This window comes from Streptomyces sp. NPDC002795 (genome assembly GCF_042888725.1).
Lineage (GTDB): Bacteria > Actinomycetota > Actinomycetes > Streptomycetales > Streptomycetaceae > Streptomyces.
Map to the genome: position 1 here is coordinate 59,559 of NZ_JBIAQB010000014.1, position 18,898 is coordinate 78,456.

An 18,898-nucleotide genomic window follows, 5' to 3' on the forward strand; every position below is an offset into this window, starting at 1 on the left:
GTCTCCCCCTGAATCCTGCAAAAAGATTGGGGGTCCCGGCGGGCGACCACGCTCCGTAAGATGCCCCACGTGCTTCGCGGCAGCGAAGGACCGTACTTGGGGAAGCGATGGGGAGACGCAATGGACGCCGCACAGCAGGAAGCCACCGCAAGAGCCAGGGAGCTCCAGCGGAACTGGTACGGGGAGCCGCTGGGGGCGCTCTTCCGTCGGCTGATCGAGGACCTGGGGCTCAATCAGGCCCGCCTCGCGGGAGTGCTCGGGCTTTCCGCCCCCATGCTGTCGCAGCTGATGAGCGGTCAGCGCGCGAAGATCGGTAACCCTGCTGTGGTGCAGCGCGTCCAGCTGTTGCAGTCGCTCGCGGGACAGGTGGCCGACGGCAGCGTCAGCGCGGCCGAGGCCACCGAGCGGATGGATGAGATCAAGAAGTCGCAGGGCGGGTCTGTGCTCACCAACACCGGGCAGGCGTCGAACAGTTCGGGTGCGCCGACGGTGAAGCGCGTGGTGCGTGAGATCCAGTCGCTGCTGCGCTCCGTCTCGGCCGCGAGCGACATCATCGAGGCGGCGGACTCGCTCGCCCCCAGCCACCCCGAACTGGCAGAGTTCCTGCGGGTGTACGGAGCGGGGCGCACCTCCGACGCGGTCGCCCACTACCAGTCGCACCAGAGCTGACCCCGGCCTGGCGCGGCACCGGGTCCGGCTCCGGGAGGGGAGCGACGCACGACCATGGGTGAGGTCTTCGCCGGCCGGTACGAACTGGCCGATCCGATCGGCCGCGGGGGAGTGGGCGCGGTCTGGCGCGCCTGGGACCACCGGCGGCGCCGCTATGTGGCGGCGAAGGTGCTGCAGCAGTCCGACGCCCACACCTTGCTGCGCTTCGTGCGGGAGCAGGCGCTGCGCATCGATCATCCGCATGTCCTGGCCCCGGCCAGCTGGGCCGCGGACGACGACAAGGTCCTGTTCACCATGGATCTGGTCGCCGGTGGTTCGCTCGTTCATCTCGTCGCGGACTACGGGCCGCTGCCGCCCCAGTTCGCCTGCGTCCTGCTCGACCAGCTCCTTTCCGGACTCACCGCCGTGCACGCCGAAGGCGTGGTGCACCGTGACATCAAGCCCGCCAACCTCCTGCTCGAGTCCACCGGCACCGGGCTGCCGCATCTGCGCGTGTCCGACTTCGGTATCTCGATGCGCAAGGGCGAGCCGCGCCTGACGGAGGCGGACTATGTAGTGGGCACGCCGGGATACTTCGCACCCGAGCAGGAGTTGGGCGCGGAGCCCGACTTCCCCGCGGACCTGTTCGCCGCGGGGCTCGTCGCGCTCTATCTCCTCGAGGGCGCCAGGCCCGACTCCAAGGCCCTGATCGAACACTTCGAGGAACACGGCACTCCGCGGGCGCCGCAGGGCGTGCCCGGCCCGCTGTGGGGGGTCCTCGCCGGGCTGCTGCAGCCGGATCCCGATACGCGGTTCCGCACCGCGACCGGTGCCCGCAAGGCGCTCCTCGCCGCCGCCGAACTCCTCCCGGAGCCGGGCCCCGACGCCGAGCTGATCGAAGTCTTCGACCAACTCGGCCCCCTCCCTCCGGGCTTCGGCCCCGGCGGCCCCCCGGTCCGCGGCCGCCGGGCCCGCCCGGTGAGCGGTCCGGAGACGCCACCACACAAGGCAGCCTCTCCGGCGGGCGGGACCGACGGGTCGGGACAGGCGGGGCTTGGGGCCGGCGTTTCGCAGCGCGGGGCGGCGGGGGGTGAGGGCGGCGCTTCGCAGCGCGGGGTCGCGGGGCGTGAGGGCGGCGCTTCGCAGCACGGGGTTGCGGGGCGTGAATCCGGCCCATCGCAGCACAGCGCGGCGGGGCGTGAGCTCGGCCCTCCGCAGCACGCCGCAGGGAACCATGAAGCTGGAGCTGGCCCTGCGCAGCACGGGACGGCGAGGCATGAGGGCAGCGCTCCGCAGCACGGGACGGCGGGACACGAAGCCGGCCCTCCGCAACGCGGCGCCGCGGAGCACGGAACCGGCCCTTCGCAGCAGCACGCCGCGGGCACGCCGGCGCACGAGCAGTTGGCGGCAGGGCGAGGTGCCGACTCCCTGGCTCATGGCGTGGGCGCGGCCGGGCAGGGAGCGGGCTCCGTGAGCCAGGAGGCCGGTACGGGCACATCGGTGCCGCACATTCCGCCACCTCCCACCAACACCCCACTCCCACCACGGCCTTCGGCGCCCCCCGAGGCCTTGGCGTCCCCCACGCCCTCGGCACCTCCGGCTCCAGCGGTGCCCCCGGCCCCCCGAATGCCTCCCGTGCCCGAGATGCCCCCGGCGCCACCAATCGACCTCACCCCGCTCCCGCTCAGCCGCACCACGCCACCAGCCACGCACACCCCGCCGCCGGCCGAGCCCACGCCGCCACCGCTTCCCCCGGAGCCGACGCCCGCCGCCGTACCCGTACCCGTACCCGTACAGGATCCCGCTCCGGAACCGGCCGCCGAACCACCGCTTCTCGCCCCTCACCCGTCCGCCCCCTCCCCGCTCGACCCTCCCCAGGTCCGTCACTCTCTGTACGCATCGGATGACGGAGAAGTTCCCCGGCTCCGGCCAGGACCACCCGCGAGGGTGACGATCCCCGTTTTGCTCCTGGCCCTGGCCTGTTTCGCGGTGGGCATCTGGGCACTGACCCACCCCTGAACCGCCCCTGCCCCATCCCTGACCGACCCAAGTCCGCCCGGAGCCCGCCCCCTTCAGCCCTGCACCTGCCGCACCTTCCGCACGGCTACCACCCGCCACACCCCCAGCCACAGCACCAGCGCGCTCCCGGTCCCGACCCCGACCACCCCCACCACCGTCCTGAGGCCGCCCCCCAGCGACGTAGCGGACGAAGCCGCCGCACCACCGGAAGCCCCACCACGCCCACTCGCAGAACCAGAACCATCACCAGAACCCGAGCCGTCACCAGAGCCCGGACCAGAGCCCGCCCCCGAACCCGAACCGGACGTGGAGCCAGAACCCGAGCCGGCCCCGAAGGCCCACTCCGCACCGCCTTCCCCCCGCTCGGCGGCCGCTCGATCCTCGGCCGTCACCTGGAACTCCCCCGGATCGCGCACATAGTCGGGCGCCTGCTTCGCCGACCCGTCGACGGCCACCCGCAAGGTCATCCCGAGCCCACCGGCCTCCTCCGCCATCACCGGGTTGAGCGTGACCTTGAGCCAGTACCAACCGGCGAGCCCCATCGCCGCCTCGTCCTCGCGCGACAGCAGACGGTTCCCGTACGCCACGGGCGGCAGCGGGTCGAACGCGGCCGACGTCGTGCCGCCCGAGTACGTTGCGCCCTTCGCCGCCACCGGCGCCCGCGCGGGGTTGTACAGCTCCATGTCGAGCGCCCCCGGCACCGCTTCCCGCCGGGCGCCACCACCCGCCGAACCGTCCAACTCGGCGCCGAGGGACAGCTGTTGCCCCCAATCCACCGGAACCCGGTAGAAGTGGCTCTGCCCCGGCCCGATCCGGTCCTTCCAGACGCCGGACGTCAGCGCCCTCGCATCGTTGAACCCGGTGCCCCCGCTGCGCCGCGCGCCCGCCCCCGACGGCAGCGCCGCCGGCTTCGACGGCCAGGACCGCACCCCCGCACCGGGCGCGGCGGACACCAGCCCCGGCTCGGTAGCCACCCGCAGTTCGAGCCCCCAGTCACGATCGCTCGACCCGGCCGCCGCCGTCCGCTCCACGGCCACGTAGTACGTCCCCGCCGACTGGCACCGCAGCTCTCCCGGACGTACGGGACGCTCGACCGCCACCGCGATCGGCCGCGGATAGGGACCGGAGCGGAAGGCCGCACGCTCCGCATCGCACTGATTTCCCTGGCGGTCCCGCAGCGACACCGCGATGCCGTCCGCGGCCGCCGCCTTCACCCCCGAGCCGAGCGGCGGGACGGCCACGACCGAGGCGTACGCGGTGGCGGCCCCGTCCAGCTCGACGCGGAAGTAGGAGGTGACGCCGTCCCCCGCCGCGAGCGAACTCCGGTACGTCTCACCCGTCTTGAGCTGAGCCGCCGTCGCGCCACTGCGCGCCCCGTCGACGGTCCGGGCGCCCTCGGCGAAGTCGTACGGATTGCCGCTTCCGGCCGCTGTCGCCGCCCCCGGCAGCGTCAGCACCAGGGCCGCGCACAGTCCCGCCCCGGCAGCGCCCCTCGCCGGGCCCTGGCCGCGCCGCCCCTGCCTCAGCCGCCTCAGGAGTCTCCCCATGGACGGTCATCCTGCCGTTCCACTCCGCACGGTGTCCGGCGTGCGACGGTTTCCCGCCACGCAATCGCATACGTAAAGGCGCCCCCGGACAGCACAAAGCCCCGGCCGCTGCTGCGACCGGGGCCCTATGAAGAGACTGTTGTCGATACTCACGAACCCGTGGGCACGGAGTCAGTCGCCTCCGTCCACAGATCCTGCTCGGCGCGATCCGCCTGGATCTGGCGGTACACGAGGAGCCCGCCGATGGCGGCCAGTGCGACCAGGAGAAGCTTCTTCACCGCGCGACCTCGTCTTTCCTTGGCGTAGGGGACTTCTGGCGCCCGACTATACACACCGATCGATACCGATCGGTGACCTGGATGCACCTCAACTCGGCCCCTGAAGAACGCAGTAGAAACGGCCGCTTGCGCCCATCCGGGTGGTGTTCATCTGAATATCGACGCCCCGCGAGCGTCGGTCCCCCACGAGCGGACCCCCATCCACATCATGAGGAAAGTAAGCAAATCGCCCAACCTGAAAGCGAGGGGCCATGACCAAGCAGAAGGTCATGACGCTGTGGACCGTCATCATCTCCACGTTCATCGCGCTGTTCTCGGCGCTCGGACTCACCTCCCCGGCCACCGCGGCCACTCCGGTCCAGCAGACGGAGAAGACCCAGACCGCGGCGGTCAGCGCTCCCGCTCCGGCGGAGGCCCGCCCCTACTGGTCGCTCAAGCGGTCCCTGCCACCAACGATGAAGCAGCGCATCCGCGCCGAGGCCCACGGTTCCTCCCCGAGCGTCCGCCACCGCCCGCCGGCCGACACCGAGCAGCGCAACGCCGACAGCCACCTGGCGGCCGAGACCCTCGCCACGCAGCTGTAGCCCGCACCACGCAGTAGAAGAAGCCGGAACAGCAGAACCGGCTGAACCAGCAGCAGAGACGGAACAGCCGGGCGTCCAACGCCCGGACAAGGCAAGACCGCACGACAGAGCCACACAGCAGAGCCACACAGCAAAGACGCACAACAGAGAAGCGCAGCAGAGACGCACAACAGCGACGCCCAACAGAACAGCAGGACTGTCGAACGAGGCCCCAGCCATTTCCTACGGCTGTGCGGGCCCATCGGCATGTCCGCTCGCCGCCACTGCGCACAGCAAAAGACCCCCAAGCGTTTCCGCTTGAGGGTCCTCGTGATGTGGGGCTAACAGGATTTGAACCTGTGGCCTCATCCTTATCAGGTCGATCGAGGCACTCTCTCGACCTCAACGAACGTCCCCTGCACCCCGGTTCGCCTGCCGCTGAGGTTCGGCGTTGATCGGCGTCGTTCGCGCTTGTTGGTGTCAGCCGCTGATGTCAGGCGACCTAGGCGCCCTTGACATCTGCCGCACCTACCCACCACACCCAGCCCACCACCCAACTCCAGCTCCCATCCCGTCCGCCGTCGACCCACACGCAGTGGAGCGGGCATGGCCCCTGGTGTCCAGGTGGAGCGCGCCACTGTACGAACGACCTGGACACCAGGGGCCATGTCTGCTCGGCTTCGCCTGGGTCGACGGTGGACGGGATGGGAGCTCCTCGCAACCACCCACGGATCCGCACCCGGCAGTGCTGCCCCCGGCCCCCGGTGCCGGCCGATCCCCCGCCGGAGGCATCGTCTTTGCCTGGGGCCGCGTACGTGCGTCGCGGTGCTCGACTCATCACCTCGGCCTATCCACGCGTGGGCGGGTGTCGGCGTAGCGCCCGTAGCGCGGGCCGAAGGCATGAGCGCGAAGGGCAGCGGAGCCGGGAAGCCCGCCCGGCGGAGCGGAGCGCAGCCGGACTTGATGAGGTAGAGAAACCTGTAACGGCTGCCTACTCCGGGCTTACCTGCTCGATGATCCATGCACGATAGGCGTCGGTTGCGTCGTAGATCGGAATGGCGATGATGCTGGGCACTTCATACGGGTGCTCGCTTCGCGTTCGGGCGATGATCTCGGGGACGCGATCCTTCACCGTACGCAGGGTGGCAAGGGCCTCGCTGGTGTCGTGCACTTCGCCGTTCCATCTGTAGATGGACTGGATCGGGGAAACATGCGCCACAGCACACAGCCGGTCGGACACCAGCCCACGTACGAATGAGGTCAGCCACTCAGCATCCGGTGCTGTGATCAGTACGGCGCACACACTCGTCACGGCGTCGTCCCATGTTCCGCCTGGAGCCTCTCATTCAGCTCCACCGCTTCATCCTTGGTCCGCGCGGCGGTACCCCACCCCGTCATGATCTTGCCGTCGTAGCCAAGACCAACCCATCGGCCGGTCATGCTGATCCCGTGCGGGTGCAGCACGAAGTACAGCGTCCCTTTCGAGCGCACGGGCCCGTCGGTGGCTACGTACCACCCCATAAGGACTTCTTGGTCCCACAGGCGAAGCTCTCCGCGCCAGTGGAACCCGCCCGCCTCGACGCTGAGACCTCGGGCAACGGTGTCGAGGTGGATCAACTCCTCCTGCTGGGCGAAGTTGACCTGCTGTGCGGCGACCTTCATCTCACCATCTCTAGAGGTCTGCCACGTCATCCACCAGGTGCCCGACAGGTCAATTCGATGCCGGGGCTGACCTGCGAGTTCATTGACAGTGATCCCTAGGGCGCTCGCGATGGCGACGGCGACGGTTAGTACCGGCTGCTGTTCGCCTGCCTCGTACCGCCGGATCTGACGTCGATCGACACCTGCCGCTGCTGCGAGTTCGGCTTGGGACATACCCAGCTCGCCGCGCCGCTTGCGGAGTACCTCATCCAGCTCCATGCCCCCATTGTCGGGGACGACTTAGTCCTTGACAAGCGGACGGATCCGTCCTCACCATGAGGGGGACGGATTGGTCCTCTCCGGAGGACTAATGAGCAGGGAGCGGCTCCCTACCGCCAAGCAGTCAGCCGCTCCCCTAACCCGTGAAGGGGTGCCTTCATGATGCCTGCCACGACAACCGCCTCGCACTCGCTGTCCCTGGTCCCCTCTGTCGTTCCGGTATCCAAGCCGCTGGGTGCCCCGCTCTCCCGCACTGATGACGCCACGGTGATCCCCTCGCCCTGCATGGCGTGCGGTGCCCCGGCTGATGTTGACGGCTGGCGCTGGGAGAACGTCGGCGGCCGTGGCCTGCTGATCCACGGTGACGACACCGTGTGCCCTGCCGCTCGCCCCTTCGACTGGGCCACTGGCGCTCCGCTGCCTGCGGAGGTTGCCGCGTGACGGCCTTCCCCGTCGCCCCGGAGGCCGTGGCCGGTGCTGCGGCCTCCATGGGCACCGACCCCCTGACCCTCGCGGACCTGCTTCGGGTGGCGAACACTCCGGGCTTCGACCGCTGGCAGGACCAGGTACGCCGTACCGGCGGCTGCTCCAACCCGATCCACCTGGTCGGCTCGACCGTCACCCGTGACGCCGAGTCCGGGCAGGTGCTCTACGCCTACAGCACCGACGCTGAACCGGGCGGACGGCTCCGGGTGGCCTGCGGCAACCGCCGTGCCTCGCAGTGCCCCTCGTGCGCCTGGACCTACGCGGGCGACACCTACCACCTGATCCGCTCCGGGATCACAGGCGGCAAGACGGTGCCCGGCACGGTCCGCGATCACCCGCGCGTCTTCGCGACCCTGACCGCGCCTTCCTTCGGCCCGGTTCACAACCGGCCTGACTCCGGCCGCTGCCGCTGCGGGAGCTCCCACGACGAGCACGCCCCGGCGCTGGGCACGGCGCTCGATCCCGCCTCGTACGACTACGCGGGCGCAGTGCTGTGGAACAACCACGCGGGCGACCTGTGGCGCCGGTTCACGATCTACCTGCGGCGCGAGATCGCTTCCCACGCGGGCCTGACCCAAGCCGCGATGAGCGAAGCCTGCCGGGTCTCCTTCGGCAAGGTCGCTGAGTTCCAGAAGCGCGGTGCGATCCACTTCCATGCCGTGATCCGCTTCGACGGCCCGGACGGTCCCGACTCGGCTCCGCCCGCGTGGGCCACGCTCGCGCTCCTGGACGATGCGATCCGCTCGGCCGCCGCTCGCGTCGCGGTTCCGGTCGCCCCCGCCGGCACTTTCCCGGCCCGCACTCTGCGGTGGGGAACGCAGATCGACGTACAGCCGATCGGCGCCCTCGGGCACGAGGAACTGACCGAACAGGCGGTGGCCTCCTACGTGGCCAAGTACGCCACCAAGGCGGCTGAGACCACGGGCACCGTGGACCGCCGCATCGGGGAACTGTCCGAGCTGGACGGGCTGCCGGGCCTGCCCGCGCACACCCGGCGACTCATCGAAGCCTGCTGGGACCTCGATCACGCGTACCCGGATCGGATGCTGGCGCGCTGGGCTCACATGCTCGGCTTCCGCGGGCACTTCTCCACCAAATCCCGCCGCTACTCGACCACCCTCGGGGCCCTGCGCCAGGTCCGCGCCGACTACCGCGCACGCCAGGAACGCCAAGAACGCGGCTACTCCGAAGACCTCGACGACTCGGAGGGCTCCACATTGGTGCTCGCCCACTGGACCTACGCCGGACACGGACACACCCCCGGCGAATCCTGGCTCGCCGCCTCGATCGCCCGCGAGATCCGAGAGAACCGCGAGATCGCCCGCGAAGCGCTCGCAGACCTGCCCGACCTCGACGACACGGAGAACTGGAATGACTGAGGAGCTCCTGACCGTCCCCGAGGTCATGACCTGGCTCAAGGTCGGCCGAACGACCGTCTACGACCTGATCCGCACGCATCGCCTGACCTCACTCACGATCGGCCGGAACCGTCGCATCCCGGCTGACAGCGTGCGCGCGTACCTGGCTTCGCGACTCGAATACGAGAGGGCTGCCTGATGGCCAAGCGTCGCCCCAATGGTGGGGGAACGATCACCAAGCGGAAGGACGGTCGGTATCACGGGGCCGCCTACGTAACCGACACGGACGGCAACCGCGTCCGGAAATACGTCTACGGCGCCACGTATGACGAGACGTCAGAGAAGCTGGCCAAACTCCAGGATCAAGAGCGCAACGGCGTGCCCGTGCCCGCCAAGACCTGGAACCTGGGCGAGTGGCTGGCCTACTGGCTTGAGCACATCATCAAGCCGGAGCGCGAGCACAACACGTACATGAAGTACGAGTCCAAGGTCCGGCTGTACATCCTGCCGCACCTCGGCAAGAAGCCGTTGACCAAGCTCACCCCGGCACAGCTCCGGGCGTTCATGGCCGCGCTCACCCGCGAAAAGGTCGGCGCGGCTACCCGCTTCGAGGTGCTGCGGACGCTCCGGAACGCGCTCAACCGCGCTGTCCGTGAGGAGCTGCTGACCCGGAACGTCGCCCTGCTCGTCGACATGCCCAAGGTCAGCAAGGACAAGGGGCGGGCCTGGAGCGCACGGGAAGCGATCACGTTCCTGCGGACGGCTCGGGCTCATCGGCTATACGCGGCCTGCGTCCTGGTGCTCGTCCTCGGCCTTCGCCGCAGTGAGGTGCTGGGCCTGCGCTGGCAGGACATCGACTTCGAGACTCGGCAGTTCGAGCCGGTCAAGCAGGTGCAGCGCGAGAAAGGGAAGGGACTGATCCTTAAGGACCTCAAGACCGAGTCCTCACAGGCGGTGCTTCCCCTGCCGGAGTTCTGCGCTCGCGCCCTCGAAGAACGGCGGGAGCTTCAAGAGCTGGAACGGAAGATCGCTGGCGACCAGTGGAAGCAGGCTCCGGGCCAAGACCTGATCTTCTCGTCCGAGCATGGCGGGCTGCTCGATCCGGTGGGCTTCTCTCGGAGCTTCGGGCGCCTCGTGAAGCGGGCCGATGTCCGCCGGATCACGGTCCGGCTTGCTCGGCACACCTGCGGGACCCTGCTCGCCTTCCTCAAGGTCCATCCCAAGGTGGCCCAAGCGATCCTGCGGCACAGCCAGATCAGCATGACCATGGACGTCTATACGCACGTGGTCGGCTCGGACGAACGGGAAGCGGTCGCGATGCTCGCGGAGCTGCTGGAAGATCCACTCATCGGTGAGTGAAGCGGCTGATGTCAGCCGTAGATGTCAAAGACCCCCAACCATGATCGGTTGGGGGTCTTTAAGCTGGTGGGGCTAACAGGATTTGAACCTGTGGCCTCATCCTTATCAGGGATGCGCTCTAACCAACTGAGCTATAGCCCCGCCGCGCTCTGCGGTGTGTGTCCCGCGCGCTGACTCCTGAAGATTAGCGCACTGGGGGGCCAGTCCCAAAATCGATAGTCCTGGCCCGCCCACCAGCGGGTCTTTCAGGCCTCAGCAAGGACTCAGCAAGCCGGGGGAACGGTCACTCGTCCTCGGCGAGCGTGAGCTCGACGCCGCCGACGAAGCCCGCGGAGAGGTTGTAGATGAACGCGCCGAGCGTCGCCAGGGCCGTGGCCAGCACGACGTCGATGACGGCGATGACCGTCGTGAACATCAGGACGCGCGGCAGCGACAGGAACGACTGAAGGTCGAAGCCGTTGGACTCGTTCGAGCCCGTGGCCTCGGAGATCGTGCCGCCGACCGTGGAGAAGACCCCCATGGCGTCCATGACCATCCACAGCACGGCGGCCGCGATGATCGTGCAGATGCCGAGCGCGATGGAGAGCAGGAAGCTGACCTTCATCACTGACCACGGATCCGCCTTGGCGACCCGCAGACGGGCCTTGCGGGTACGCGGGGTGGTGCGCGCCCCCGTGCGCGGCCTGCGGACCGCGTCCGGGGCGTTCTGGTACGCCTCCGGCGGGTGATACGGCTGGGCCGGCTGCTGCGGCCTCTCGCCCGGCAGAGCACCGCTGCCACCGGCCGCGTACTGCTGGGTCTGCGGACCTCGGGTGTCCGTCACAGTTCCCCCCTGGGATCCATGAGACTCGTTCGAGTCGGTCGAGTCGGTTGAGCCTTTGACGTCATCGACGTCGTGAGCGGAGCCACGGCCGCTCTCTGTATCCGTACCGGTGGATGTCCCGGTAGAGCCTGCGCCCGTGGCTCCGCTCACGATGACTCACTCCTCGCGCTACTCGGCCGAGGACGGTCCGCCCTCGTCCGTTCCGACGGCCGTCTCGCCTGCGGTGGAATCGTCGATCTCGGTGTCGTCCGCGTCCTGCGGGACGGCACCCTCGACTTCCTCCGCCTCACGGCCGGCCTCGGCGTTACGAGCGATGCCGACGACGGCATCGCGCTTGCCCAGGTTGATCAGTTGGACGCCCATGGTGTCACGGCCCGTCTCCCTGACCTCGTTGACTCGCGTACGAATCACACCGCCGGACAGCGTGATGGCGAGGATCTCGTCGGTCTCCTCGACCACCAGGGCGCCGACGAGCTCTCCGCGGTCCTCCACGATCCTGGCGGCCTTGATACCGAGGCCGCCGCGGCCCTGGACGCGGTACTCGTCGACGTTGGTCCGCTTTGCGTACCCACCGTCGGTGGCGGTGAACACGAACGTACCGGCACGCACGACATTCATCGAGAGCAGTTCGTCACCCTCGCGGAAGCTCATGCCCTTGACGCCGGACGTGGCACGCCCCATGGGACGCAGTGCGTCGTCCGTGGCGGTGAACCGGATGGACTGCGCCTTCTTACTGATGAGCAGCAGGTCGTCCTCGGAGGAGACCAGCTCGGCACCGATCAGCTCGTCGTCCGAACCGTCCGCCGCCTCGCGGAGGTTGATGGCGATGACACCACCGGAGCGCGGCGAGTCGTAGTCCTTCAGAGGCGTCTTCTTTACGAGGCCGGCCTTCGTGGCGAGGACCAGGTAGGGCACCGCTTCGTAGTCGCGGATCGCGAGAATCTCGGCGATCGACTCGTCCGGCTGGAAGGCGAGCAGATTCGCGACGTGCTGGCCGCGCGCGTCCCGCCCGGCGTCCGGGAGTTCGTACGCCTTCGCGCGGTAGACGCGCCCCTTGTTGGTGAAGAAGAGCAACCAGTGGTGCGTCGTCGACACGAAGAAGTGGTCGACGATGTCGTCTTCCTTGAGCTTCGTGCCGCGCACGCCCTTGCCGCCGCGCTTCTGGGAGCGGTAGTCGACGGTCTTGGTGCGCTTGACGTAACCGCCACGCGAAATGGTGACGACGATGTCCTCTTCGGCGATGAGGTCCTCGACGGACATGTCGCCTTCGAAGGGCACCAGCTTGGTGCGGCGGTCGTCGCCGAACTTGTCGACGATGTGCTGCAGCTCCGAGCTGACGATCTGCCGCTGCCGCTCGGGCGAGGCCAGGATCGCGTTGTACTCGTTGATCTTCTGCTGGAGCTCGTCGTGCTCCTGGACGATCTTCTGGCGCTCCAGGGCGGCCAGTCGGCGCAGCTGCATCTCGAGGATGGCGTTCGCCTGGATCTCGTCGATCTCCAGGAGCTCCATGAGGCCCCCGCGCGCGATCTCGACGGTGTCACTGCGCCGGATGAGCGCGATGACCTCGTCGATGGCGTCCAGGGCCTTCAGGAGGCCACGCAGGATGTGCGCGCGCTCCTCAGCCTTGCGCAGGCGGAACTTCGTCCGGCGGACGATGACCTCGATCTGGTGCGTCACCCAGTGGCGGATGAACGCGTCGAGCGACAGCGTGCGCGGCACGCCGTCCACCAGCGCCAGCATGTTGGCGCCGAAGTTCGTCTGAAGGTCGGTGTGCTTGTAGAGGTTGTTCAGCACGACCTTGGCGACGGCGTCCCGCTTGAGCACGATGACGAGGCGCTGGCCGGTACGCGACGAGGTCTCGTCGCGGACGTCCGCGATACCGCCGACCCTGCCGTCCTTCACGAGGTCGGCGATCTTCTGCGCCAGGTTGTCGGGGTTCACCTGGTAGGGCAGCTCCGTGACCACCAGGCACTGGCGGTTCTGGATCTCCTCGACCGCGACGACCGCGCGCATCGTGATGGAGCCACGGCCCGTGCGGTACGCCTCTTCGATGCCCTTACGGCCCACCACAAGGGCGCCGCTCGGGAAGTCGGGGCCCTTGATGCGCTCGATGAGGGCGTCAAGGAGCTCCTCGTGCGAGGCCTCCGGGTTCTCCAGGTACCACTGGGCGCCGGACGCCACCTCGCGCAGGTTGTGCGGCGGGATGTTGGTGGCCATGCCGACCGCGATGCCCGCCGAACCGTTGACCAACAGGTTCGGGAATCGGGCCGGCAGGACGGTCGGCTCCTGCGAGCGGCCGTCGTAGTTGTCCGTGAAGTCGACGGTGTCCTCGTCGATGTCCCGGACCATCTCCATGGACAGCGGCGCCATCTTGCACTCGGTGTAGCGCATGGCGGCCGCGGGGTCGTTGCCCGGAGAGCCGAAGTTTCCGTTGGAGTCCACCAGCGGCATGCGCATCGACCACGGCTGGGCCAGGCGGACCAGGGCGTCGTAGATCGAGGAGTCGCCGTGCGGGTGGTAGTTACCCATGACGTCACCGACGACACGGGCACACTTGTAGAAGCCCTTCTCGGGCCGGTAGCCGCCGTCGTACATGGCGTACAGGACGCGGCGGTGGACGGGCTTGAGGCCGTCGCGTACGTCGGGCAGCGCGCGGGACACGATGACGGACATCGCGTAGTCCAGGTAGGAGCGCTGCATCTCCGTCTCGAGCCCGACGGGCTCGATGCGCATCGCGATGGCGCTGCCGTCCTCGTTCTCCGAAGGAGGCGGCGTGGGGGTGTTCTCGTCGGCCATTGCTGGTCAAGATCCTTTCTGTGCGGTCAGCTGAGACCGACTCAGATGTCGAGGAAGCGGACGTCCTTGGCGTTGCGCTGGATGAACGAGCGGCGGGCCTCGACGTCCTCGCCCATGAGGACCGAGAACAGATCGTCGGCCTGGGCGGCGTCGTCCAGGGTGACCTGACCGAGCACGCGGTGCTCCTGGTCCATGGTCGTGACGCGCAGCTCCTCGGCGTTCATCTCACCGAGACCCTTGAAGCGCTGGACCGAGTCGTCACGGATCCGCTTGCCTGCCTGCCTGCCCAGCTCGATCAGGGCGTCGCGCTCGCGGTCCGAGTACGCGTACTCGAAGTCCTCACGGCCCCACTTGATCTTGTAGAGCGGCGGGCGCGACAGGAACACGTGACCGGCTTCGACGAGCGGGCGCATGAAGCGGAACAGGAAGGTCAGCAGCAGCGTGTTGATGTGCTGGCCGTCGACGTCGGCGTCCGCCATCAGGATGATCTTGTGATAGCGGAGCTTCTCGATGTCGAAGTCCTCGTGGACTCCGGTGCCGAAGGCCGAGATCAGCGCCTGGATCTCCTGGTTGTGCAGGATCTTGTCGATGCGCGCCTTCTCGACGTTCAGGATCTTGCCGCGGATCGGCAGGATGGCCTGGTACATCGGGTCACGGCCGGACTTGGCCGAGCCGCCGGCGGAGTCACCCTCAACGATGAAGATCTCGCACTTGACGGGGTCGTTCGACTGGCAGTCGGAGAGCTTGCCCGGCAGGGACGCGGTCTCCAGGAGGCCCTTACGACGGGTCAGGTCACGCGCCTTACGGGCCGCCACGCGCGCGGTGGCCGCCTGGATGGACTTGCGGATGATGTCCGTGGCCTCGACGGGGTTCCGGTCGAGCCAGTCCTGGAGGTGCTCGTAGACGACCTTCTGGACGAAGGTCTTCGCCTCGGTGTTGCCCAGCTTGGTCTTGGTCTGGCCCTCGAACTGCGGCTCGCTCAGCTTGATCGAGATGATCGCGGTCAGACCCTCGCGGATGTCGTCACCCGTGAGGTTGTCGTCCTTCTCGCGCAGCAGCTTCTTGTCGCGCGCGTACCGGTTGATGAGTCCGGTCAGCGCGGCGCGGAAGCCCTCTTCGTGAGTGCCGCCCTCATGCGTGTGGATCACGTTGGCGAAGGAGTAGACGCCCTCGCTGTAGCTGGTGTTCCACTGCATCGCGACCTCGATGGAAAGGAGCTTCTCCTTGTCCTCGGCCTCGATGTCGATCACGGAGGGGTGAACGGCATCTCCCTTGCGGGAGTTGAGGTACTTCACGAAGTCGACGATGCCGCCTTCGTAGTGGTACGACACCGAACGCGGCTCGAAGGCGGTGTCGTCGCCCGCCTCGTTCGTGTCCGCGCCGGCCGTGGCCTTCGCCGTGTCGCGCTCGTCCGTGAGGTTGATCCTCAGGCCCTTGTTGAGGAAGGCCATCTCCTGGAAGCGCCGCGACAGCGTCTCGAAGGAGTACTCGGTGGTCTCGAAGATGTCGCCGTCGGCCCAGAAGGTGACCGAGGTGCCGGTCTCCTGTGTGGCCTCGTGCTTCGCCAGCGGCGCCGTCGGAACGCCGGCCTTGTACTCCTGCGTCCAGCGGTAGCCCTCGGTCTTGATGTCGACGGCGACCTTCGTGGACAACGCGTTCACGACGGAGACGCCCACGCCGTGCAGACCACCGGAGACGGCGTATCCGCCGCCTCCGAACTTGCCGCCCGCGTGCAGGATGGTGAGGACGACCTCTACGGCGGGCTTGCCCTCGGAGGGGATGATGCCCACGGGGATGCCACGGCCGTTGTCGACGACGCGGACGCCGCCGTCGGGCAGGATCGTGACGTCGATCGTGTCCGCGTGGCCGGCCAAGGCCTCGTCGACGGAGTTGTCCACGACCTCCTGCACCATGTGGTGAAGGCCACGCTCACCGGTCGAGCCGATGTACATGCCGGGTCGCTTGCGGACCGCGTCCAGCCCTTCGAGGACGGTGATCGCACTGGCGTCGTACGAGGCCTCTGGGGCCTCGACGTGCTCTTCGGCGTCGGTGGACGGGATGTTCTCGTTGGGGTTGCCGGAATCGGCCACGAAGCGCCCTTTCTGGCACAGCACAAGCCAAGCTCCCGGTTGGTGGCCGGAGCGGCTGCGGCGTGTTTGTTCGGTAAGCCCTGATCAGCGTTGCTCGGTGCGTCCCACAAGTGGGGCGGGATCGCCTCCCAGTGTACCGGTAGCTCGGACATAGATGGGGGTTTGGCGGTGCCTGAGTCCTCATGTGCCGCCCTCAACCGGTCTCGGCCGACTCCCCCTATGCGGTGCGGGGCTCCGGGAGGCTCACAGCGGCACTCAGCGCTTCGGGGTGTGAACCACCAGCTACGGTGGCCGATCGTTCACCCGTAGGTGTCGCCGGGACCCGTGCTTCCGGGGGCTCGCAAGGGGCCGTAGCGGCGCGGGCCGCCACCGGGATTCTTGATGTCGATGCGCCGCACGGCGCCGTGCCCGAGATCCTCGTTCAACCGCCTGACCAGCTGCGGAGCCAGCATCCGCACCTGCGTCGCCCAAGCCGTCGAATCACACTGCACGACCAGGACCCGCTCAACCTCGTCGTACGTCTGCGGAACACAGTGCTTGGCGAGGTCCTCGCCGACGATCTGCGGCCAACGCCCCATGACACCGCCGACCGCGGCCGGTGTCTCCCAGCCTCGCTCGGTGATCAACCGGTTGATGGCGGGGCCGAGCCCCATCGGATCCCGCCCGTCGGAGCGCGCCCCGGACCTCAGTCCGCCACCGCGCCGTGCCTGCTTCTTCTGCTGCACGGAGTCACCACGCGCGCGTGCGGCTTCTTTCGCCGCACGTAGGGCTACACGGGCCAGGTCCACACCAGAAGGCTCGGGTTCGCCTTTTGGTTCCCGCTTGCCCTTCGCACTTTCGGGGGGTTCGCCGGCGCTCACAGTCGCTCCACCGTTCCGTCCGACACCGCGTAGCGGGTACCCGCCAGCACGCCCGGTACGTCGTCCTCGACGGCCGCCGTGACGAGAACCTGCTCACCGGGCGCCACGAGCTCCGCCAGGCGCTCCCTGCGGCGCGCGTCCAGCTCGGCGAAGACGTCGTCGAGGACGAGCACCGGCTCGTTCCCCTCGGCCCGCAACAGGTCGTACGAGGCCAGGCGCAGCGCCAGCGCGTACGACCAGGACTCACCGTGGCTCGCGTAGCCCTTGGCGGGCAGCTGGCCGAGCCTGAGGACCAGTTCGTCGCGGTGCGGGCCGACCAGCGTGACGCCCCGCTCGATCTCCTGCTTGCGCGCCCCTTCGAGAGCGGCAAGAAGTTGCTCGTAGAGCTCCTCGCGCGCGTGCCCGACGATTTCGGGGGACGAGGGCTTGTATTCCAGGGCGATCGGCCCACCGCCCGGCGCCAGCTGCTCGTACGCCTTGTCGGCCAGCGGCTGCAACGTCGCGATCAGGTCGAGCCGCTGCGCGAGGAGTTCCGCGCCCGCGCGCGCGATGTGCTGGTCCCACACGTCGAGCGTGGACAGGTCCATGGAGCGCCCGCCGTGCCGCCGCGCGAGCGCCGCGGTCTTCAGGAGCGTGTTGCGCTGCTTCAGGACACGGTCGTAATCGGAGCGCACGCCCGCCATCCGCGGCGAGCGCGCGGTGACCAGCTCGTCGAGGAAACGCCGGCGCTCGCCGGGGTCGCCCTTCACCAGGGCCAGGTCCTCCGGCGCGAACAGCACCGTCCGGACGATCCCCAGGACGTCACGCGGCTTGACCTGCGAGGACCTGTTGATCCTGGCGCGGTTCGCCTTGCCCGGGTTCAGCTCCAGCTCGACGAGCTGCTGGCGCTCGCCCTGCCGTACCTGCGCCCGGATCACGGCGCGCTCGGCACCCATGCGCACCAGCGGAGCGTCCGAGGAGACCCGGTGACTGCCGAGCGTGGCGAGATAGCCGACGGCCTCGACGATGTTCGTCTTGCCCTGCCCGTTCGGACCCACGAACGCGGTGACGCCCGGGTCGAGAGAGACCTCGGCCCGGGCGTACGAGCGGAAGTCGGCCAGCGACAGATGCGTGACGTGCATGGTCGTGGGCCGACCTCCCCCAGAGTTCTGAACAGCGGTTTTCTACAGGTGTGGATTACTTCTTCTCGACGGCGTGGCCGCCGAACTGGTTGCGCAGCGCCGCGATCATCTTCATCTGCGGCGAGTCCTCCTGGCGGGAGGAGAAGCGCGCGAAGAGCGACGCGGTGATCGCCGGCAGCGGCACCGAGTTGTCGATCGCGGCCTCGACGGTCCAGCGGCCCTCACCGGAGTCGGCGGCGAAGCCGCGCAGCTTGTCCAGGTGCGTGTCCTCGTCGAGGGCGTTGACGGCGAGGTCGAGCAGCCAGGAGCGGATGACCGTGCCCTCCTGCCAGGAACGGAACACCTCACGGACGTTGTCCACGGAGTCGACCTTCTCCAGGAGCTCCCAGCCCTCGGCGTAGGCCTGCATCATGGCGTACTCGATGCCGTTGTGGACCATCTTGGAGAAGTGACCCGCACCGACCTTGCCCGCGTGCACGTAGCCGAAGTCGCCCTCGGGCTTGAGCGCGTCGAAGACCGGCTTGACCTTCGCGACGTTCTCCTCGGAGCCGCCGACCATCAGCGCGTAGCCGTTCTCCAGGCCCCACACACCACCGGAGACACCGGCGTCGACGAAGCCGATGCCCTTGGCCGCCAGCTCCTGCGCGTGCTTCTCGTCGTCCGTCCAGCGCGAATTGCCACCGTCCACGACGATGTCACCCTCGGAGAGCAGGCCGCCGAGCTCGTCGACGGTCGACTGGGTCGCGGCGCCCGCTGGAACCATCACCCACACCACACGCGGGCCCTTGAGCTTGCCCACAAGCTCCTCAAGGCTGTGGACGTCCGCGAGGTCCGGGTTGCGGTCGTAGCCGAAGACGGTGTGGCCCGCGCGGCGCATGCGCTCGCGCATGTTGCCGCCCATCTTGCCGAGGCCGACGAGACCGATCTCCATCAGTGGTTCCTTACGTTGCGACGAGGCGTGAGGTGCTGCGGGGGAAGTACGAGAGCACGCACGCGTGGCGTCTCGTACCTGCGTCCGAGCCTAAACCCG

The 18,898-nt window shown here is 68.5% G+C and carries 16 protein-coding genes and 1 tRNA gene; 6 read left to right on the top strand and 11 right to left on the bottom strand.

Annotation, left to right across the window (positions count from 1 at the left end):
- Window positions 1-120 precede the first annotated feature (120 nt).
- Entirely contained in the window at window positions 121-669 is a 549-nt protein-coding gene (locus tag ACFYWS_RS34115; RefSeq protein WP_389282892.1) for a helix-turn-helix domain-containing protein, read from the top strand.
- Between the two features lie 54 nt (window positions 670-723).
- Window positions 724-2,667, top strand: coding sequence for a serine/threonine-protein kinase (locus ACFYWS_RS34120; RefSeq protein ID WP_389282894.1), 1,944 nt, complete (start codon window positions 724-726; stop codon window positions 2,665-2,667).
- A 53-nt stretch (window positions 2,668-2,720) separates the two neighbouring features.
- Here ACFYWS_RS34120 and ACFYWS_RS34125 read toward each other — a convergent pair whose 3' ends face one another.
- Window positions 2,721-4,214 carry a hypothetical protein gene (locus tag ACFYWS_RS34125; RefSeq protein WP_389282896.1) on the bottom strand — a complete coding sequence of 498 codons (1,494 nt, stop codon included), beginning with the start codon at window positions 4,212-4,214 and terminating at the stop codon, window positions 2,721-2,723.
- 149 nt (window positions 4,215-4,363) lie between these two features.
- On the bottom strand, window positions 4,364-4,492 hold the full coding sequence (locus tag ACFYWS_RS34130; RefSeq protein ID WP_003999697.1) for a DLW-39 family protein: 129 nt from the start codon (window positions 4,490-4,492) through the stop codon (window positions 4,364-4,366).
- Window positions 4,493-4,743: 251 nt separating this feature from the next.
- Between ACFYWS_RS34130 and ACFYWS_RS34135 the strand changes: the two genes are divergently transcribed.
- Window positions 4,744-5,076: a DUF6344 domain-containing protein gene (locus ACFYWS_RS34135; RefSeq protein ID WP_389282897.1), complete on the top strand. Its 333-nt coding sequence runs from the start codon at window positions 4,744-4,746 to the stop codon at window positions 5,074-5,076.
- A 970-nt stretch (window positions 5,077-6,046) separates the two neighbouring features.
- Here ACFYWS_RS34135 and cutA read toward each other — a convergent pair.
- The gene (cutA, locus tag ACFYWS_RS34140) at window positions 6,047-6,367 is read right to left on the bottom strand and encodes a divalent-cation tolerance protein CutA (RefSeq protein ID WP_389282899.1); all 321 of its coding nucleotides are present in this window, start codon (window positions 6,365-6,367) and stop codon (window positions 6,047-6,049) included.
- Window positions 6,364-6,975: a helix-turn-helix transcriptional regulator gene (locus ACFYWS_RS34145; RefSeq protein WP_389282900.1), complete on the bottom strand. Its 612-nt coding sequence runs from the start codon at window positions 6,973-6,975 to the stop codon at window positions 6,364-6,366. Before ACFYWS_RS34145 ends, cutA begins: the two co-directional genes overlap by 4 nt.
- A gap of 467 nt (window positions 6,976-7,442) precedes the next feature.
- Between ACFYWS_RS34145 and repSA the strand changes: the two genes are divergently transcribed.
- The 3 genes from repSA to ACFYWS_RS34160 are packed head-to-tail and all read left to right on the top strand — an operon-like array spanning window position 7,443 to window position 10,178.
- Entirely contained in the window at window positions 7,443-8,840 is a 1,398-nt protein-coding gene (gene repSA, locus ACFYWS_RS34150; protein ID WP_389283137.1) for a replication initiator protein RepSA, read from the top strand.
- Window positions 8,833-9,018: a helix-turn-helix domain-containing protein gene (locus ACFYWS_RS34155; protein ID WP_389282902.1), complete on the top strand. Its 186-nt coding sequence runs from the start codon at window positions 8,833-8,835 to the stop codon at window positions 9,016-9,018. The genes repSA and ACFYWS_RS34155 overlap by 8 nt, the downstream gene beginning before the upstream one ends.
- A complete protein-coding gene (locus ACFYWS_RS34160; RefSeq protein WP_389282904.1) occupies window positions 9,018-10,178 on the top strand; it encodes a tyrosine-type recombinase/integrase in 1,161 nt (386 codons plus the stop codon). The genes ACFYWS_RS34155 and ACFYWS_RS34160 overlap by 1 nt, the downstream gene beginning before the upstream one ends.
- Window positions 10,179-10,242: 64 nt before the next feature.
- On the opposite strand, the gene ACFYWS_RS34165 is transcribed toward ACFYWS_RS34160, so the two are convergent.
- The 7 genes from ACFYWS_RS34165 to gnd all read right to left on the bottom strand — a co-directional run bounded on the left by ACFYWS_RS34165 (window position 10,243) and on the right by gnd (window position 18,799).
- Window positions 10,243-10,319, bottom strand: a tRNA-Ile gene (locus tag ACFYWS_RS34165).
- Window positions 10,320-10,461: 142 nt separating this feature from the next.
- Window positions 10,462-11,151, bottom strand: a complete 690-nt coding sequence (locus ACFYWS_RS34170) for a DUF3566 domain-containing protein (protein ID WP_389282905.1) — start codon at window positions 11,149-11,151, stop codon at window positions 10,462-10,464.
- 18 nt (window positions 11,152-11,169) lie between these two features.
- Complete coding sequence (gene gyrA / locus ACFYWS_RS34175) at window positions 11,170-13,797, bottom strand: DNA gyrase subunit A (protein WP_389282906.1); 2,628 nt, start codon at window positions 13,795-13,797, stop codon at window positions 11,170-11,172.
- A gap of 41 nt (window positions 13,798-13,838) precedes the next feature.
- Window positions 13,839-15,911, bottom strand: coding sequence for a DNA topoisomerase (ATP-hydrolyzing) subunit B (gene gyrB, locus ACFYWS_RS34180; RefSeq protein WP_389282908.1), 2,073 nt, complete (start codon window positions 15,909-15,911; stop codon window positions 13,839-13,841).
- Window positions 15,912-16,186: 275 nt separating this feature from the next.
- Complete coding sequence (locus ACFYWS_RS34185; RefSeq protein ID WP_389282910.1) at window positions 16,187-16,747, bottom strand: DUF721 domain-containing protein; 561 nt, start codon at window positions 16,745-16,747, stop codon at window positions 16,187-16,189.
- Window positions 16,744-17,868 carry a DNA replication/repair protein RecF gene (recF, locus tag ACFYWS_RS34190; protein WP_389282912.1) on the bottom strand — a complete coding sequence of 375 codons (1,125 nt, stop codon included), beginning with the start codon at window positions 17,866-17,868 and terminating at the stop codon, window positions 16,744-16,746. The genes ACFYWS_RS34185 and recF overlap by 4 nt, the downstream gene beginning before the upstream one ends.
- Window positions 17,869-17,923: 55 nt before the next feature.
- On the bottom strand, window positions 17,924-18,799 hold the full coding sequence (gene gnd / locus ACFYWS_RS34195) for a phosphogluconate dehydrogenase (NAD(+)-dependent, decarboxylating) (protein WP_389282914.1): 876 nt from the start codon (window positions 18,797-18,799) through the stop codon (window positions 17,924-17,926).
- Window positions 18,800-18,898: the final 99 nt, after the last annotated feature.

Bases quoted from the DNA above. Each gene is read 5' to 3' on its own strand.
- ACFYWS_RS34115 (WP_389282892.1), top strand. From the start codon at position 121: ATGGACGCCGCACAGCAGGAAGCCACCGCAAGAGCCAGGGAGCTCCAG.
- ACFYWS_RS34120 (WP_389282894.1), top strand. From the start codon at position 724: ATGGGTGAGGTCTTCGCCGGCCGGTACGAACTGGCCGATCCGATCGGC.
- ACFYWS_RS34125 (WP_389282896.1), bottom strand. From the start codon at position 4,214: ATGGGGAGACTCCTGAGGCGGCTGAGGCAGGGGCGGCGCGGCCAGGGC.
- ACFYWS_RS34135 (WP_389282897.1), top strand. From the start codon at position 4,744: ATGACCAAGCAGAAGGTCATGACGCTGTGGACCGTCATCATCTCCACG.
- ACFYWS_RS34145 (WP_389282900.1), bottom strand. From the start codon at position 6,975: ATGGAGCTGGATGAGGTACTCCGCAAGCGGCGCGGCGAGCTGGGTATG.
- ACFYWS_RS34155 (WP_389282902.1), top strand. From the start codon at position 8,833: ATGACTGAGGAGCTCCTGACCGTCCCCGAGGTCATGACCTGGCTCAAG.
- ACFYWS_RS34160 (WP_389282904.1), top strand. From the start codon at position 9,018: ATGGCCAAGCGTCGCCCCAATGGTGGGGGAACGATCACCAAGCGGAAG.
- gyrA (WP_389282906.1), bottom strand. From the start codon at position 13,797: ATGGCCGACGAGAACACCCCCACGCCGCCTCCTTCGGAGAACGAGGAC.
- recF (WP_389282912.1), bottom strand. From the start codon at position 17,868: ATGCACGTCACGCATCTGTCGCTGGCCGACTTCCGCTCGTACGCCCGG.
- gnd (WP_389282914.1), bottom strand. From the start codon at position 18,799: ATGGAGATCGGTCTCGTCGGCCTCGGCAAGATGGGCGGCAACATGCGC.